This is a genomic window from Parafannyhessea umbonata (genome assembly GCF_900111255.1).
In the GTDB taxonomy this organism is placed as follows: domain Bacteria; phylum Actinomycetota; class Coriobacteriia; order Coriobacteriales; family Atopobiaceae; genus Olsenella_J; species Olsenella_J umbonata_A.
Window position 1 is genome coordinate 416,452 of the sequence record NZ_FOGP01000001.1, and the last position, 14,765, is coordinate 431,216.

A 14,765-nucleotide genomic window follows, 5' to 3' on the forward strand; every position below is an offset into this window, starting at 1 on the left:
CACTGCAGTGGAAAACAATCTGGCCGAAGCGCTTGACCCTTACGTTACGTCATGGCTTATCCTCATGCGTGACAAGGGCGGATGCGGGAAGGGGGCCGGTTTGCTGACCGTTAAGGAAGTCGCGGAGCTGTCGGGTGTGAGCGTGCGGACGCTGCACCACTACGACGCCATCGGCCTACTGGGTCCCGCTGGGCGCACGGAGGCTGGCTACCGGCTCTATGGGGACGCCGAGCTCGCACGGCTGCAGCAGATCCTGCTCCTGAGGGAGCTGGGCTTCTCCCTTGCTGACATCCGCAAGACCATTGACGCCACGTCACGGGACCGAAGGCGCGCGTTTGAGCAGCAGGCGCGGCTCCTGGAGCTCAAGCGGGAACACATCGACGGGCTAATCGAGCTCGCTCGGTCGCTGGCGCGGGAGGAGGGGGCGAAGGTGAGCTTCGAGGCGTTCGACACCGGCAAGATGGACGAGTACGCTGCTCGCGCGAAGGAGGCCTGGGGCGACACACCCGATTGGTCCGACTACCAGAGGCGCAGCGCGGGACGCACGAGTGAGGAGGAGTCTGCCATGGGGGAGCAGCTGATGGAGCTGTTCGTTCCGTTCGCGAAGATGGCGAAGGAGGGCACGGACCCCGCCAGTGAGAGAGCCGTGGCGCAGGCCGCGCTGATTCGCGGCTTCATCTGCGAGCACTACTACGAGTGCAGTCTCGAGACGTTCGCGGGCCTTGGCAGGGCCTACGGAGCCAGCGGCGAGTTCACGCGGAACATCGACCGCTTCGCGGGCGAGGGCGCCGCCGAGTTCGCGTCTAGGGCAGTGGAAGCCTACTGCAAGTGGGACGGCGGTGCGACTGGTGTGCACAATTGCAGGATGGGCTGATCTGTCCGATTGCATTCGAGTAACGGAGTATGAAAAACCGGCCAGTTGCTCGAACTCTATCAGTCGTGACAGGGCTGCAGATTGAATGCAGCTCCTTCGTTTTGAGGTTTGCTGCCAGAAGATACGTTGATTTATATGGCCGTGCTTCGGCGCGTCTGAAGCGGCAGCGTCTGATTCGATGACACCTGACATTCCAGCCACTCGACGAATCTGTTGGTGTTGTCTGCATAAATGTTCTGATATGCAGGTTTGAGATCATCCAACGAGGGCAGATGGCGAGCAAGAACATCCTCTTCGTAACGGGATTCTTGTCGGAGACCCCGTTCATCTCACGTTTCTCCAGCCTTATCTCTCTGCGCAGGCATTCTTTAATTGCGGCGTCGGTCTCGCTCGCTTTACGGTATTTCGCCTTGGTGCAAAGACTGTCGCTCATGATGCGAACAGGGGATTGCCGCTACAAGGAGAAGAGTAAAACGATTTGATTGAGCCGCGCGCAATGATCTTTGCGCAGCGCTCGTGTGTGGAAAAGCCTTCACGAGCCATCTTCCGGGAACTCTCTTTATGGCTTAGATCTCGAAGCCCTTTCCTTGTTAGGCCTCCGAGCTTGTCAACAACCTTAGATACTGCGTTCTTCTCGAGGGCAGGGGTAGAGCATGGGCAATCAGGGCATTGACCTGAGTTTGAAATGACGTAATGTCCGACATGAACCTTGTAGTCGGACCAGTGGATTGAAGAACGCCATTTGCGATGTCGGCAACGTCAGCCATTTGCTGCTCCCCCAAGTCTTGGGATGTCTTTCTGGATGCACTTGGCGGCTTCAAAAGAGCAAAAAAACAATTAGAAGAAAGCTGCCGGATCGCACGCGGGAGCGATCCGGCAGCAGACAAGGGAATCCCGCGCACGCGGTAGTGGGGGACGGCACGCACTCAGCGCATGCGGGATTGCTAGTGGGATGTCTTCTTGAAGCAGAGGAACCAGTCGAGGCAGTACTGCTCCTCGGTCTGGTTCTCCATGCGGTCCTTGGCGACGCCGCAGGAGCCGGCCGTGGGGACGATCACGTCGTCGCCCGGACGCCAGTCGGCCGGGGTGGCGCAGGCCTGTGCGTCTGCGGTCTGGAGTGCCTGGATGACGCGCTTGATCTCGTCGAAGTTTCGCCCGGCTTGGACAAGCGTCTGCGCATGATGATCAAGAACTCCGCGCGGTTCATCCGCTTCCACGATGGCGCGCGCGTTCATGGCAATGATACCGACCGCACGGGGCTGCTCATGGTTCTTAAGGGGAGCCTCCGCGCCTACCTGCTGTCGTCTTCGGGTCGCGAGTGCACGCTGTTTCGCGTGGAGGAGGGCGAATGCTACGCGCTGTCGTGTTCCAGGTTGCTGTCGCTCGTCACCTTTGACCTCTTTCTGGACGCCGATGGGACAACGGAGCTGCTCGTGGTCGACTCGGAAGTCTACAACAGGGTCGCCGTCGAGTGCCTTGCCGCTGAGGCCTTTGCCTACCGTCAGGCCGCGATGAGGTTCAGCGATGCGATGTGGGTTATGGAGCAAGTGCTGTTCATGCGGTTGGAGGCACGCGTGGCGGCGTTCCTGCTCGACGAGGTGGCGCGGCGGCGGAGGGACTCGCTTAGTCTTACCCACGACGAGCTTGCGCGTCACATTGGGAGCGCGCGAGAGGCGGTCTCGCGCGTCCTGAAGCAGCTTGACCGTCGCGGCGTCGTCCTGCTCTCGCGCGGCCGGGTTGACGTGCTTGACAAACGAGCGCTGCGCGCCCTGGTCGGCGTCTAGGGTCGATTGCTTCGCGAGCGGGGCGGCACGTCCTTCTTGCTGGCCTTGCCTTGCTAATTTTGAACGCGCTGCGATGTCGTGTTTCATGCTCCTTGCGTGGGTTTGGCCGTACCCTGCGATGCGCTACGATGGGCGGGCTAGACATGGGGCGGGCGTGCCGTCCGCCATCGATCGCAAGGAGGAGACATGGCCAAGGAGCCGAGTGGCGACAAGCTGCTGGACGCGGGCAGCCTGGACGCTGACCAGCTGGACAAGAAGATCGACGCCTACGTCGACGAGGTGTGGGAGGGTGCCATCGAGGACATCCGCTCGCTGGTGAGGATTCCCTCCGTCGAGGACACCTTGGCTGCGCAGCCGGGCATGCCCTGGGGTCCCAAGGCCCACGACGCGCTCGTGCAGGGGCTTGCCATCGCCTCCAAGTTGGGGATGGACGCTCATGAGTGCGAGGGCGGCCGCATTGGCTACGCCGACGTCGCGGGCGCGTCTGACACGCAGATTGCGCTGATCTGCCACACCGACGTGGTTCCCGAGGGACTTGGCTGGACCGTCGACCCGTTTGACGTCACCCGCCGCGAGGGCTACCTGATCGGCCGCGGCGTCCTGGATGACAAGGGCCCCTGCGTGATGGGCCTCTACGCCGTCGAATTCGTCGCGCGCCTGGCCCGCGAGAGGGGAGAGCGGCTGCCCTACACCCTTCGCTTTCTCGTTGGCAACAACGAGGAGACCAACATGGGCGACCTTGACTGGTACCTCAAGAACTACGATGAGCCCGCCTTTGCGTTCTCGCCCGACGCCGACTTTCCGCTGATCTGCGGCGAGAAGGGCGTCTTCCACGGTCACTTCGAGTCTGCCGAGGTCTTCGGCGGTAAGGGCGACTCGCGCATCGTCGAGATGGACGGCGGCACCGTCGCCAACGCCATCCCGTCTCAGGCGACCGCCACGGTCCGTGCGACCGCGGGCGAGCTCGCTGCCACCGACGTGGTGGACGTCGAGCCTGCGGGCGACGGCCTGGCGAGGCTCACGTCCCACGGCAAGGGCGGCCACGCATCGCTTCCCGAGGGCACCGTCAACGCGATCGGCCTGCTCGTTGACTACCTGCTGGACAACGGCGTCTGCTCTGCGGACGAGAGGGCCTTCCTCGAGCTGCAGCACGCGCTCTGCAGCATGGGCCACGACGGCGCGTCGCTGGGCATCGAGAGCTCCGACGACAAGTTCGGCGCGCTGTCCGTCATCGGCGGCACGGTGCGCACCGAGGGCGGCCGCCTGAGGCAGACCATGGACTCTCGCTATCCCACGTCCATCACCGACGAGCAGATCGCCTGCGCGCTGGCTACGCTGGCCGACGCGCACGCCGCTACCTTCGACGTGGACGCGGTGAAGGTGCCGTTCTACATCGACCCCGAGTCTCCCGAGGTCAAAGCCCTGCTTTCTGCCTATGACGGAGTCACCGGCAAGACCTCGAAGGCCATCACCATTGGCGGCGGCACCTACGCCCGCAAGTTCACGCGCGCCTGCGCCTTTGGCCCCCACGACCCCGACGAGGTCGTCCCCGGGTGGGTCGGCCCCGAGCACGGTCCCGACGAGGGCATCAGTGAGGCCAGCCTGAAGTGCGCCATGAAGGTCTACATCCACGCGATCCTGAACCTGATGCAGCTCGAGCTCTAGGCCGGCCATTGCGACGAGATAGTCCATCAGGTGCGACTGGGGCCGCCATCCGAGTGCAATCGGGTGGCGGCCCTTCTTGTCGTGCGGGCTTTGCTAGGGGCGTGCGAGGTCGCGCCAGTCGTCGAGAACGAGGTCGGCCTCACGCTCGATCTGGCGCATGTCCTGCACGGGGTCGCTTGATCGCACACCGCATGCGAGCATGCCGGCCGCGCGGGCCGAGGCGAGGGCGGCCGGGATGTCCTCGAAGACGATGCAGGAGGCGGGGTCTGCTCCCAGGCGCCGCGCGGCCTCGAGGTAGATGTCAGGGTGGTCCTTCCCGCGTGCGACCTCGCGACCGTGAACGCGCACGTCGAAGAGGCTCGCCACGTCCACCTGACTGAGGCCGTCGAGGACCTCGGGGTCGTTGGTTGTTGCGAGTGCGACTTGCACGCCGCGTGCGCGGAGTCGCCCGATGTAGTCGACGACGCCCGGCCTGAGGGTGGCCTCGGCCTCGTAGAGCTTGCGGCCCATGCGGACCCACTCGGCGCAAATCGACTCGACGCTCTCGTCGAGGCCGAAGCGCTCGATGGTGTACTCGGCCCCCTTGGAGAACCCGAGTGTGGAGAGGGTGAGCGCGTAGTCGTCCGGCACGACGAATCCGCGTGCCCCGAGGAACTCCTCGTCGACGCGCCTCCAGAGGGCGGCGGTGTCCGAGATGGTGCCGTCGAAGTCGAAGATGGCTGCCTCGAAGGCGGGCGGCCACAGCGGCGAAGGGGCGTCGTTATTGATGGTCAAGGGTTATCTCCTGAGGTGGTGCCGGGGCGCGGTGGCGCACTTCACAACTGACTCATGATAGCGCCCGCGCTATGGCGCTAGTCGAGGAATAACTGCTCGAGGGTCTCGAGTACTCCCGACTCCGTATTTGGCGGACAGGTTGTGTCAGCTGCACGAATCGCGTCCAAGGCGGCATTGTCCATCGCAGCACCCCAGCCGACGGCGGCAAGCATATCTACGTCGTTGCCGTTGTCGCCGAACGCAAGGCATTCGTCGAGTGACAGTCCCCATCTCTTGCAAAGGGTTGCTAGGCCAGTGGCCTTCGTGCAACCGGGCGCCATGAGGTCGACCGAGCCGTTGCCCGAGACAACGGGGACGAGGGCCCCGCAGAGGGCGTCGGAAACAGCCTCCGAGAGCGCCTGCTCTGTCCCGTTGCGCGTTTCGATCGAGAATTTGAGCGCGATGTCGCTCAGGGACGTAAGGTCGTCGGTCCAGGAGATTCGGGGAAAGTATCGGCTCATGAGCTCAAAGAAGCCTTGGCTTGCCGAGCCGTGCTGGACGTAGGCTCCGCTCACGCAGCAGAGGGCGCACTCGGCATCCACTCTGGAGGAGAGGAGCCTCCATGCGTCCTTGACGACGCCTTGCGAGAGGGACGCATGGTCGATTACGAGCCCGTCATCGACGACGAGGGCGCCATTCTCGGCGACGTAGGCAATGGGCGACGCGTCCGCCTCTTCCTCGATTCCTTCGAAGAACGTGCGGAGCTGGTAGTACTGGTTGCCGCTTGCGACGACAAAGCGCGTGTCAGACTCGGCCATGGCGGAGAGAACTCGGGCAAAGCGCTCACGGTCATATTCCCCGAACTGGTTTAGAAACGTTCCATCCATATCTGTGGCAACGAGACGTGGCTTGCTACCGTCCTGGAACGGCCCCAGACTCACTTTCCGTTTGCTGCTGCCGCATCGCTTCACCATGGGTCTCTCCTTAATCTGAATGCCGCCTGCCCCCGAATAGATGCCAGATAAGTGAACGTGAAAATTATACCTTGTATAAGAGCGGTAAATAAGTTAATACGAAATATATACCAGTACCGAATCAGGCAGTGCTGCCAGAGGGTCTCGCTGCCAGGGAAGGAGCGTTCATGCGGGGAATCGAAGGGAAGGTAGTCGTCGTCACCGGTGCCGCGAGCGGCATCGGCAAGGCCACGGCGGGACGATTCGCGCACGAGGGCGCGACCGTGGCGATGCTCGATCTGTCGGCTGACGCCGTCGAGGCGGCCGCTGCCGAACTCGGTCTTTCCAAGAATGCCTACGTTGCGGTCGCCGTTGACGTGACCAACGACGAGTCGGTGGCCTCTGCCGTCGCATCGGTTCGCGAACGCCTTGGCCGCATCGACGTCCTCTGCAACATCGCGGGGATCGGCGGTGAGGTCGGATCCGTCGAGGAGCAGGATGTCGCAACCGCCCGAAAGGTCATCGAGGTTAACCTGCTCGGTACCTACGACATGATCCACCACGTGCTTCCCGTGATGCGCGAACAGGGCGAGGGCGTGATTCTTAACACGGCCTCCGTGGACGGTATCGCCTGCTACGCCTTTGAGGCCCCGTATGCCATGAGCAAGGCCGCCGTCATTCACCTGACGCAGTGCCTTGCGAACGAGCTTGGCGGTAAGCTCCGCGCGAACTGCGTGAGCCCCGGCTGGGTGAGGACGCCCATGATGGACGCCACGGCCGACGCCTTCGGTGACATGGAGTACCAGAACGAGGGTGACCTCGTGGATCTCGGGCCTCTCGGAAGGGTGGAGGAGCCCGAGGAGATAGCCGCGGTGTTCGCGTTCCTCGCATCTGACGACGCAGCCGTGATCAACGGTGCAGACATTCACGCCGACGGCGGCAAGTACCTCGGCAAGCAATAGCCAAAGGCGCCCGTGGCAGAGGGCCGCGGGCTCGACTAGTTGGGAGACCGTAAGAATGATCAAGTATGACAAGCAGCACGAGCTGGACAGCGTGAGGGGTGCCCTCGCCATTCGCGGCGAAATCGAGGCCATGGTGGACGAAGTATGCGAGCGTGGCTTCGATCTCGTATGCTACATGGGCATCGGGGGCACCTGGGCCTCCGCGCTCCAGGCCGAGTCGCACATCAAGGAGCTGAGCGACTTGCCGGTCGTCGTCGAGAACGCGGCCGAGTTCAACACGCTCGGAAACAAGCGCCTCACGGACAAGAGCGTCGTTGTCTTCTCGTCCGTCTCCGGCAACACCGCGGAGATGGTCGTCGCCCTGGATGCCCTGAACGAGCGTGGCGTCACGACCATCGGCTTCGTTGACGACGAGGACTCGCCGCTTGCAAAGGGGGCGACCCACTGCATCGTCTATCCCGAGAACGAGCAGCTCAAGTTCTTCATGGTGGCCGATCGCTTCATGAGGAACGCCGGCCAGTTCCCGCAGTACGACGCCTACTATGCCGAGCTCGACGCGCACCTTGCGGATGCGCTCGTCTCGGTCGCGGAGGCCTCTGACGAGTTCGCTCAGAGGTTTGCCGAGGAGCACCACGACGATGACATTCACTACTTCGTGGGCGCTGGCGAGCAGTATGGGTCGACCTACTCCTATGCGATGTGCTACTGGGAGGAGCAGCACTGGATCCGCACCAAGTCGATCCATGCCGCCGAGTTCTTCCACGGCATGCTCGAGGTGGTTGACCGCGACACGAACGTGACCGTCATCATGGGCGAGGACGCCGAGCGCCCGCTGGCCGAGCGCGTCGCCCGGTTCCTCCCGAAGATCTGCGCGCGCTACACCATCATCGACTCCAAGGACTATGCCCTTGAGGGCATCTCGCCGGAGTATCGCGGCTACCTGAGCCACCTTGTGACCCATCAGGTCACGAATCGAATTGACGCGCACATCGAGCGTATCAACTGCCACCCGATGGACATCAGGCGCTACTACCGTGCCCTCGACTACTAGGGCATCGTTTCCCCATGCGGGGCCGCCTCCGGGCGGCCCCGTCCCGTTTGGAGGTTCGCATGAGCACGATAACGATGCGCGACGTCTCCGTCATGGGCACATCGTACGTGCATTACCCGTTCGAGTTCTTTCTCGACTCAATGGCCGAGCTTGGAATCGAGCGCATTGACCTTTGAGGTGCCGAGCCGTTCTACTGCAGGCTCGACTACCCTGACTCCTGGGCGGCCTCCCGCCGCCTGCGCGCCATGCGGCGGCAGATGGAGGAGCGCGGCCAGTGCGTGACGATCTACACGCCCGAGACCCTTGGCTACCCCTATAGCCTCTGCGATCCCAACCCGGCGCTCACGCTGCGTACGATCGAGTTCTTCAAGTGGGCCTTCGAGGACGCGCACGAGTTGGGCTGCGGCCGCGTCTTCGTCAACTCGGGCTGCGGCCTGAGGAGCCTGCCGCGCGAGGAGTCGCTCAAGCGTTGCGTGGACACCCTGGCGACCATCTGCGACCTCACCGAGGCGGAGGGCATCGTCATGCCCCTCGAGCAGCTCCAGCCCTACGAAAGCAACCTCGTCACGACCCTCCCCGACGTGCGTCGGGTGCTCGAGACCGTCTCCTCTCCCGCGCTTCGGGTGTGCGTCGACCTCACGGCGATGGAGGTACAGGGAGAGACGCTCGACGACTACTTTGATTGCTTTGGGGACAAGGTCGAGTGGATTCACTATTCCGACTCCCATCACGAAGCGGTGGGCTCGGGCTCCTACGGACGCGAGAAGCTCGCCGGTTTCATCCGCACGCTTGAGGAGCGTGACTTCGAGAATGGGATCGACCTCGAGATCAACGATTCCATCTACTGGGAGGACCCGCACTCTCCCCATGAGGCCACCTGTCGGTATTTGCGAGAAGAGCTTGGCCTTGAAGGCTAGAGGCTCGGTACCTCGAGGCCAGAAAACATCCGCAGCGCGCGGTCCAGGGCGCCGTTCCAGAAGAGGAAGTCGTGCCGCCCAGGCCAACTCTCGAAGGTGCTCCTGCAGCCGAGGCGCGCAAGCGCCTCGGCGAGCCCTCTTACGTAGGGGCAGAACGGGTCATCCTCTCCGACCATCTGGATGATGCGCGGGATACTGTCTATTCCGACCTGTGAGATCGCCGTTCGAGCAAGGCTCTCGACCGAGTGCTCCTCGTCAGGTCCCGCCTCGCCGAAGACGGCACGCATCTCGGCGTCACCCCAAAAGAGGTCAGAGAAGTGCTCGGCAAGCGCTGCGGGGTCAGTCACGGCGGAGAGCGCTGCCACCCCGGCGAAGCGCTCGGGGTGGGCGAGGGCCATCCTGAGCGCACCGTATCCTCCCATGCTCTCGCCGCACACGAAGGTGTGCTCTCGGTCGCGCGGAAGCCTGAACCAGGTGTGCACGAGCTCGGGCAGCTCTTCCGAGACCCATTCGAAGTAGCGCGGTCCCGTGGGTGCGTCGAGATAGAAGCTCCGGTTGCCGTCGGGCATCACGACGGCAAAGTCATAGACCTTCGCGAAGGCCTCGACCATCGAGAAGCGGGCCCACTCGTCAGCGTTCGAGCCGAGTCCGTGCAGGAGGTATAGAACCTTCAGGTCATTATCTATCTCGGTCCAGAAGTCTTCAGAGTCGTCAGGGAGAATTACGTTCACATGCTGCGTGACGCGAAGCGATCTCGAGTAGAAGTCCCCGCTTAGCGTGCTCATGGCCCCACCTTTCTGACGTGCGCGCGTCATGCGCTAATTGACAGTTTCTGGCGAAGAGCTGGTATATCCCTTATATTGCGGCCTTTGACTGGGTCGGCTCAGTGGCTCCGCAAGGATGTCCTTGTTGCGCAGAGGGCTTGCCTTATCGAGACGGCAATTCTTCGAGATGGGGGCATATACCTAAATTGCACCCATCATATTGAACTAAGTAAGTACGAAGTAATTCTATACCACTCGCCGACGAATAAACAAGTGTAAGCAAAAAATATTCCAGTGCGTGTAGTCTAACGGATGGAGTCAGCGAGACGCGCTGGGTCTCGACGAGACGAGGGCGTCTCCGTCGCATTCGATTGGTCATGACAGCAAGAAGGGAGAGTGTATGTCTGACACGCAGGCCGCAAAGGGCGGCGAGGGAATGACTCGTCACCTTGGCCTCAGCACCGCCGTTGCACTTGGCGTCGGAACCACGATTGGATCGGGGATCTTCACCTCGGTAGGCGCGGTCGCTGGTGCCGCTGGTACGCCGTTCTTAACCATCCTCGCGTTTTTGATCGGCGGACTCATCATGATTCCGCAGAATCTCATCTATGCGGAGTACTCAACCGCATACTCCGAGGACGGCGGACAGTTCGTGTACTTCCGTGAGGCGGGCTGGCCCTTCCTCGCAATGTTCTTCATCTGGTCCTGCTGGTGGGGCTCCGATCCCGTCGGCATTGCGATCATGGCCCTCACGGTCGCCAACTACCTCGCCTTCTTCACGGGCTGGTCGGCGACGGTCGTCTCCGTCATCGCCTGCCTGCTCATCATCTTCTTCACCTGGCTCCACATGTGCCACAAGCACGCTGGCGCCAAGTGGCAGAACTTCATCACGGCCTTCAAGGTCGTTCCGTTCCTCCTGCTCGTCCTCACCGGCCTCTTCTTCATCAACGGCGGCAACTTTGACGCCGCCCCCGTCGCGAGCTCCGCTGCCGCCTCGGGCAGCGTCCTGACCGCCCTCATCGCCGGCGTCGCCGCGACCACCTGGTCCTACGACGGCATGCAGACCTGCGTCACCATGGGCGGCGAGGTGAAGAACCCGAAGAAGAACATGCCGATCGCACTCATCGGCACCGTCTTCGTCGTCACCCTCCTCTACGTGCTGCTGTCCGTCTCCGCCACCGGCCTCGTCGACATCGAGTCCCTGGCGGCCTCCGAGGCGCCCATCGCCATGGCGTTCTCGCAGATCCCGATGATCGGCGAGCACGCCGGCACGATCGCGGCAATCCTTGCGGTTATCGTGGTTACCGGGTCGCTCTCGTCGCTCATCATGTTCCAGGCCCGTGGTGAGATGAAGGCCGCGCAGGAGGGCTACTGGTGGCGCTCCTGGGGCAAGATCGACCCCAAGTACGACTCGCCCGTGATCTCCATGCTCTGGCAGTCCGGCTTCGCCCTCGTGCTCGTCTGGGCGACGACCATCCAGGACCTCGTGGCGATCTTCACCTTCATCTGCCTGCTGCGCAACGCCCTGCTCTTCTGCGCCTGGTTCTCGCTGCGCAAGAAGGATAACTACCACCCGACCTTCAAGGCCCCCGGTGGCCCGGTCATGGCGATCCTCGCCATCGTTCCCTCGCTCATCCTCATGTATGGCGAGCTGGGTGGCATCATCTCCGGCGAGGTGCCCCTGTTCAGCTTCAACCCGATCAGCGCCGGCATCCTGATCGTCATCTCCGCCGTCCCGTTCTTCCTGCACTGGCGCAGGGTCAACGCGGACATCATCGAGGCGGCCGAGGAGCGTCGCAGCGCCGCGATCGAGCGCCGCGTTGCCGCCGAGGCGGTGGCCACCGAGGCTACCCCCGACGCGTCCGACACCGCAGACGCATCCGACACGCCCGATCCCAAGGGCGACGGAGAGTAGTCCCTCCCACGAGGGGCGCGCCCGGCCCAAGGCAGAGGCTCTTCTCCGAGGGCTGAGCCGCCCCTCTCCTTGAACCAACGGCTGGCCACCCGCGCGCATCGACCGCCGCGGGTGGCCTCCTCTTTTGCGTGGCGGGCCGCGGTCCTCCGCGCGAGACACCGTAACGACTCCAGAAGGGATTGAGATGGACGAGAAGAGCTTTGTCCTCCGCTCGGAGGCGATTTTCGACGGCACGGGCGACGTGCCGTTTTCGGGCTACGTGGCCGTGCGCGACGGCGAGATCGTGGGCGTGGGGGAGGGTGACGGAGACGCCTTCGTCACCGACGGGGTGCGCGTCATCGACGTCGGCGACGCGCTCGTGACCCCCGGCCTCGTGGACGCGCACTGCTTCTTCCAGGGCTGGCTGCTTCAGAACTATGGCGCGGACCTCTCGGGCTGCGCGAGCCTGGCCGAGGCCGCGGCGCGCGTCGCGGCCCAGGAGGGGTTCGCCCTTCGCGTGGGCCACGGCCTGCCCCTCGCGCTTGCCACGACCGACACGCTCCTGCTTGACGAGGTGTTCGGCGACGAGCCGTGCGTGCTCGTCTGCGAGGGCGCCGAGGCGATGGTGATGAACGGCGCCGCCGAGGACGCCTTTGGCTTCACGCCCCAGGAGTGCTGGTCGGAGCGCGCACACCTGCTGCTGGCTGCCGTCATGGCGGACCATGCGGCGTCCGTTCCGCTCTACCGCAGGTACCTGTCGATGATGAACGGCTACGGCGTGACGTCGACCAAGGAGATGGGCTACGACGACGACTGGTTCGTCGACGAGGTGGTCGGCCTCGAGCGCTCGGGCGAGCTCACCCTGCGCGTGAGCCTGATGAGCCAGCCGGTGGGGCGCGACGCCGACATCGGCTACGGCCTCGGCCTGCGCGACCGCCTCGCGAAGAGCGACCTTGTTGCGTTCAGCGGGTACAATCAGATGACCGACGGCTCGATAGGGGATCATGCCGGCGAGATGAAGGAGCCCTACCTCGACTTCGACGGCCGCTGCTCGCTCGACATCGACTGGGGGCATCACGCGGAGGAGGTGCGCCGCGCCGAGGAGGCTGGCTTCCGGTTCTCCCTGCACGTGCAGGGCGACGGAGCCGTCTCGCACGCGCTGGACATCTTCGAGGGGTGCGCGCGCGACGACGACGGCCGGCTGCGGTTCCGTCACGCCATGACCGACCTCGAGGCGGCCGACCCCGCCGACTTCGCCCGCATGGCCGCGCTCGGCGTCGTCGCCGAGGTGTATCCGCTCATCCAGTCGATCGCAAGCCGAGCGGGAAAGGTCGAGATGATCGGGCGCACCATCGGAGAGGAGCGCGGCGCCCACTACTGGAACCGGCGCGGGATGCTCGACGCCGGCGTCAGGGTCGCCTGCGCGACCGACCTCCCCATGACTCTCGACGACCTGGGGTCGGGCGTCTACTGCGCGTGCGGGGGCCTCTTCCCCGAGGGCGGCAGCCCGCTCTTCTCGCAGAACATGATCACGCCCGCCGAGCTCGTGCGCGCCTGGTGCGCGGGCGGCGCCTTCGACCTCATGCTCGAGGACCGCGTGGGCACGCTTGAGCCGGGCAAGCGGGCCGACATCGCGGTCTTCGACACGAACGTGCTTGCCTTGGACCCCGCCGACGCGCGCGGCTGCTCCTGCCAGATGACGATCTTCGACGGGCGCGTGGTGCACGACGCCCGCTAGCGCGCCTGCCGGCACGCCCGCTGGCACGCATGCCGGCATACCCGCCGGCATGCCACCCGCGCGTCGTTCGCGCGACAAGAATCGGCCCCGCACCGCCGTCTGGCTTGGTGTGGGGCCGAACTCCGTTGGTGCAGGTCTGAATGGGAACTGGCGTGGTCGTGGTGGTGCGGCGAGTGGGTGGTGCTTGGACCGGTCGTGGTGCGGACGCTGCGCGTGAGGCGGCGATGGCGGGGGCTCCCCGCGCCCCTAGAGGACCTCGCGGTCGACGTAGTTCTCGCTCTTGCCGGAGACGGCCCTGTCGAAGGCGGAGACCAGTGGGTGCTTGTGCCAGAGGTGCCTGTCGTCGGTGAGCTGGTAGGCGAGGGTCTGGTAGTAGGGGAGAAGAGCGAGCGGCGCGGCGAGGGAGTCTCCCTGGGGCGCGAGGGCGACGTCGGGGTCGGCGGACGCGGGATCGTCGGTCAGGACGAAGACGTGGTCGGTCACGAGCCGCGTGGCCTCGACGAGCTGGCGGCCGCGGGCGTGGTCGCGCGCGCCCACGAGGTTGAAGAAGACGGCGTAGTCGGGCGAGAGCTGCAGGTTGGGGCCGTGCAGGTACTCCTCGAGCTCGAGGGCCGTCGCGGGGATCTGGAGGCACTCGCCGAACTTGAGCGCGCCCTCGCAGGCGATTCCGTAGTTGGCGCCGGCGCCCACCATGAAGACGCGCTCGAGGCTCGTGAGCTCCTTGTAGCGCGCGGCGAGCGCGCCGGGCGCCTGGGCCGCCACGTCGGCGAGGGCGTCGGCCACGCCGGAGAGCCGCGCGACCTCGCGCTCGCGCTCGGCGTCGTCGATGCGGCCCTCGGCCCGCGCGACGTCGAGGGCGAACAGGCAGAGGAAGTTCGCGAGGGCCGAGACGCCCTTGGTCACGTAGCCTACGAGCTCGACGCCCACGCCGTAGTCGACGAGAAGGTCGGACGCGCCGGCGAAGTCGGACGCGACGTCTCCCGTGACGCCGATCGCGCGTTCGCCCTCCTCCCGGATGGCGGCGAGCGCGGCGAGGGCGTTGGTCGAGTAACCGCTCTGCGAGACGACGAAGGCGAACTCGTCGGAGGTTACCTCGCGCTCGTAGGCGCAGAACGTGTACGGCTCGACGATGTCGACCTCGCGACCGAGGACGGAGCGCATGTAGGGGCGGGCTATCGTGGCCGCGTTCTTGGACGACCCGCAGGCGACGATCCGCACGCGTGTGTGGGTGCCTTCGAGAAACGCCCGTGCGAGCGGGGCGGCGGCGTCGCTTTCGAGCTGCGCCCTGAGGACCGAGGGGGTCTCGTGGACGTAGGTGAGCATGGTTGGTCTTGCCGTGGTCATGTGTCTGGGTCTCCTTGCGATTGAGGTCCGATATGGTGTGGGTGGTTCCCATGGGGATGGGGCGAC

At 64.5% G+C, this 14,765-nt stretch carries 13 protein-coding genes; 8 read left to right on the plus strand and 5 right to left on the minus strand.

Annotated elements, in window-relative coordinates; translation table 11 throughout:
* The first annotated feature begins 100 nt into the window (after positions 1–100).
* On the plus strand, positions 101–874 hold the full coding sequence (locus tag BMY31_RS01755; RefSeq protein WP_078686738.1) for a MerR family transcriptional regulator: 774 nt from the start codon (positions 101–103) through the stop codon (positions 872–874).
* A gap of 944 nt (positions 875–1,818) precedes the next feature.
* Here BMY31_RS01755 and BMY31_RS08750 read toward each other — a convergent pair.
* Positions 1,819–2,091 (minus strand): hypothetical protein, encoded by a 273-nt coding sequence (locus BMY31_RS08750; protein ID WP_219334831.1) that lies wholly within the window; start codon positions 2,089–2,091, stop codon positions 1,819–1,821.
* On the opposite strand from BMY31_RS08750, the gene BMY31_RS01765 reads away from it, so the two are divergent.
* Positions 2,053–2,658 carry a Crp/Fnr family transcriptional regulator gene (locus BMY31_RS01765; RefSeq protein WP_090991459.1) on the plus strand — a complete coding sequence of 202 codons (606 nt, stop codon included), beginning with the start codon at positions 2,053–2,055 and terminating at the stop codon, positions 2,656–2,658. The two genes, BMY31_RS08750 and BMY31_RS01765, sit on opposite strands and share 39 nt — an antisense overlap.
* Positions 2,659–2,844: 186 nt before the next feature.
* Positions 2,845–4,323, plus strand: coding sequence for a Sapep family Mn(2+)-dependent dipeptidase (locus BMY31_RS01770; protein ID WP_257612335.1), 1,479 nt, complete (start codon positions 2,845–2,847; stop codon positions 4,321–4,323).
* A 93-nt stretch (positions 4,324–4,416) separates the two neighbouring features.
* Here BMY31_RS01770 and BMY31_RS01775 read toward each other — a convergent pair whose 3' ends face one another.
* Both BMY31_RS01775 and BMY31_RS01780 read right to left on the minus strand, forming a co-directional pair.
* Complete coding sequence (locus BMY31_RS01775; RefSeq protein WP_078686583.1) at positions 4,417–5,097, minus strand: HAD family hydrolase; 681 nt, start codon at positions 5,095–5,097, stop codon at positions 4,417–4,419.
* A gap of 77 nt (positions 5,098–5,174) precedes the next feature.
* The gene (locus BMY31_RS01780; protein WP_091007702.1) at positions 5,175–6,050 is read right to left on the minus strand and encodes a Cof-type HAD-IIB family hydrolase; all 876 of its coding nucleotides are present in this window, start codon (positions 6,048–6,050) and stop codon (positions 5,175–5,177) included.
* Between the two features lie 167 nt (positions 6,051–6,217).
* Here BMY31_RS01780 and BMY31_RS01785 point away from each other — a divergent pair, with 167 nt between their 5' ends.
* The 3 genes from BMY31_RS01785 (at position 6,218) to BMY31_RS01795 (ending at position 8,959) form a co-directional block, all read left to right on the plus strand.
* A complete protein-coding gene (locus BMY31_RS01785) occupies positions 6,218–6,991 on the plus strand; it encodes an SDR family NAD(P)-dependent oxidoreductase (protein ID WP_078686585.1) in 774 nt (257 codons plus the stop codon).
* Positions 6,992–7,046: 55 nt separating this feature from the next.
* Positions 7,047–8,042, plus strand: coding sequence for an SIS domain-containing protein (locus BMY31_RS01790; protein WP_091007704.1), 996 nt, complete (start codon positions 7,047–7,049; stop codon positions 8,040–8,042).
* 236 nt (positions 8,043–8,278) lie between these two features.
* Positions 8,279–8,959 (plus strand): sugar phosphate isomerase/epimerase family protein, encoded by a 681-nt coding sequence (locus tag BMY31_RS01795; protein WP_369821283.1) that lies wholly within the window; start codon positions 8,279–8,281, stop codon positions 8,957–8,959.
* Here BMY31_RS01795 and BMY31_RS01800 read toward each other — a convergent pair.
* Positions 8,956–9,744, minus strand: coding sequence for an alpha/beta hydrolase (locus BMY31_RS01800; protein ID WP_078686587.1), 789 nt, complete (start codon positions 9,742–9,744; stop codon positions 8,956–8,958). The genes BMY31_RS01795 and BMY31_RS01800 overlap by 4 nt on opposite strands.
* A gap of 379 nt (positions 9,745–10,123) precedes the next feature.
* Between BMY31_RS01800 and BMY31_RS01805 the strand changes: the two genes are divergently transcribed.
* Entirely contained in the window at positions 10,124–11,638 is a 1,515-nt protein-coding gene (locus BMY31_RS01805; protein WP_091007709.1) for an amino acid permease, read from the plus strand.
* Positions 11,639–11,822: 184 nt separating this feature from the next.
* Positions 11,823–13,355, plus strand: a complete 1,533-nt coding sequence (locus BMY31_RS01810; RefSeq protein ID WP_091007711.1) for an amidohydrolase — start codon at positions 11,823–11,825, stop codon at positions 13,353–13,355.
* Positions 13,356–13,601: 246 nt separating this feature from the next.
* Here BMY31_RS01810 and BMY31_RS01815 read toward each other — a convergent pair whose 3' ends face one another.
* Complete coding sequence (locus BMY31_RS01815) at positions 13,602–14,699, minus strand: SIS domain-containing protein (RefSeq protein WP_091007714.1); 1,098 nt, start codon at positions 14,697–14,699, stop codon at positions 13,602–13,604.
* Between the last annotated feature and the right edge of the window lie 66 nt (positions 14,700–14,765).

What these genes read in the sequence shown, in the direction of transcription:
- BMY31_RS01785 (WP_078686585.1), top strand. Translation starts at nt 6,218, where the DNA reads ATGCGGGGAATCGAAGGGAAGGTAGTCGTCGTCACCGGTGCCGCGAGC.
- BMY31_RS01790 (WP_091007704.1), top strand. Translation starts at nt 7,047, where the DNA reads ATGATCAAGTATGACAAGCAGCACGAGCTGGACAGCGTGAGGGGTGCC.
- BMY31_RS01815 (WP_091007714.1), bottom strand. Translation starts at nt 14,699, where the DNA reads ATGACCACGGCAAGACCAACCATGCTCACCTACGTCCACGAGACCCCC.
- BMY31_RS01765 (WP_090991459.1), top strand. Translation starts at nt 2,053, where the DNA reads ATGATGATCAAGAACTCCGCGCGGTTCATCCGCTTCCACGATGGCGCG.
- BMY31_RS01805 (WP_091007709.1), top strand. Translation starts at nt 10,124, where the DNA reads ATGTCTGACACGCAGGCCGCAAAGGGCGGCGAGGGAATGACTCGTCAC.
- BMY31_RS01780 (WP_091007702.1), bottom strand. Translation starts at nt 6,050, where the DNA reads ATGGTGAAGCGATGCGGCAGCAGCAAACGGAAAGTGAGTCTGGGGCCG.
- BMY31_RS01810 (WP_091007711.1), top strand. Translation starts at nt 11,823, where the DNA reads ATGGACGAGAAGAGCTTTGTCCTCCGCTCGGAGGCGATTTTCGACGGC.
- BMY31_RS01770 (WP_257612335.1), top strand. Translation starts at nt 2,845, where the DNA reads ATGGCCAAGGAGCCGAGTGGCGACAAGCTGCTGGACGCGGGCAGCCTG.
- BMY31_RS01800 (WP_078686587.1), bottom strand. Translation starts at nt 9,744, where the DNA reads ATGAGCACGCTAAGCGGGGACTTCTACTCGAGATCGCTTCGCGTCACG.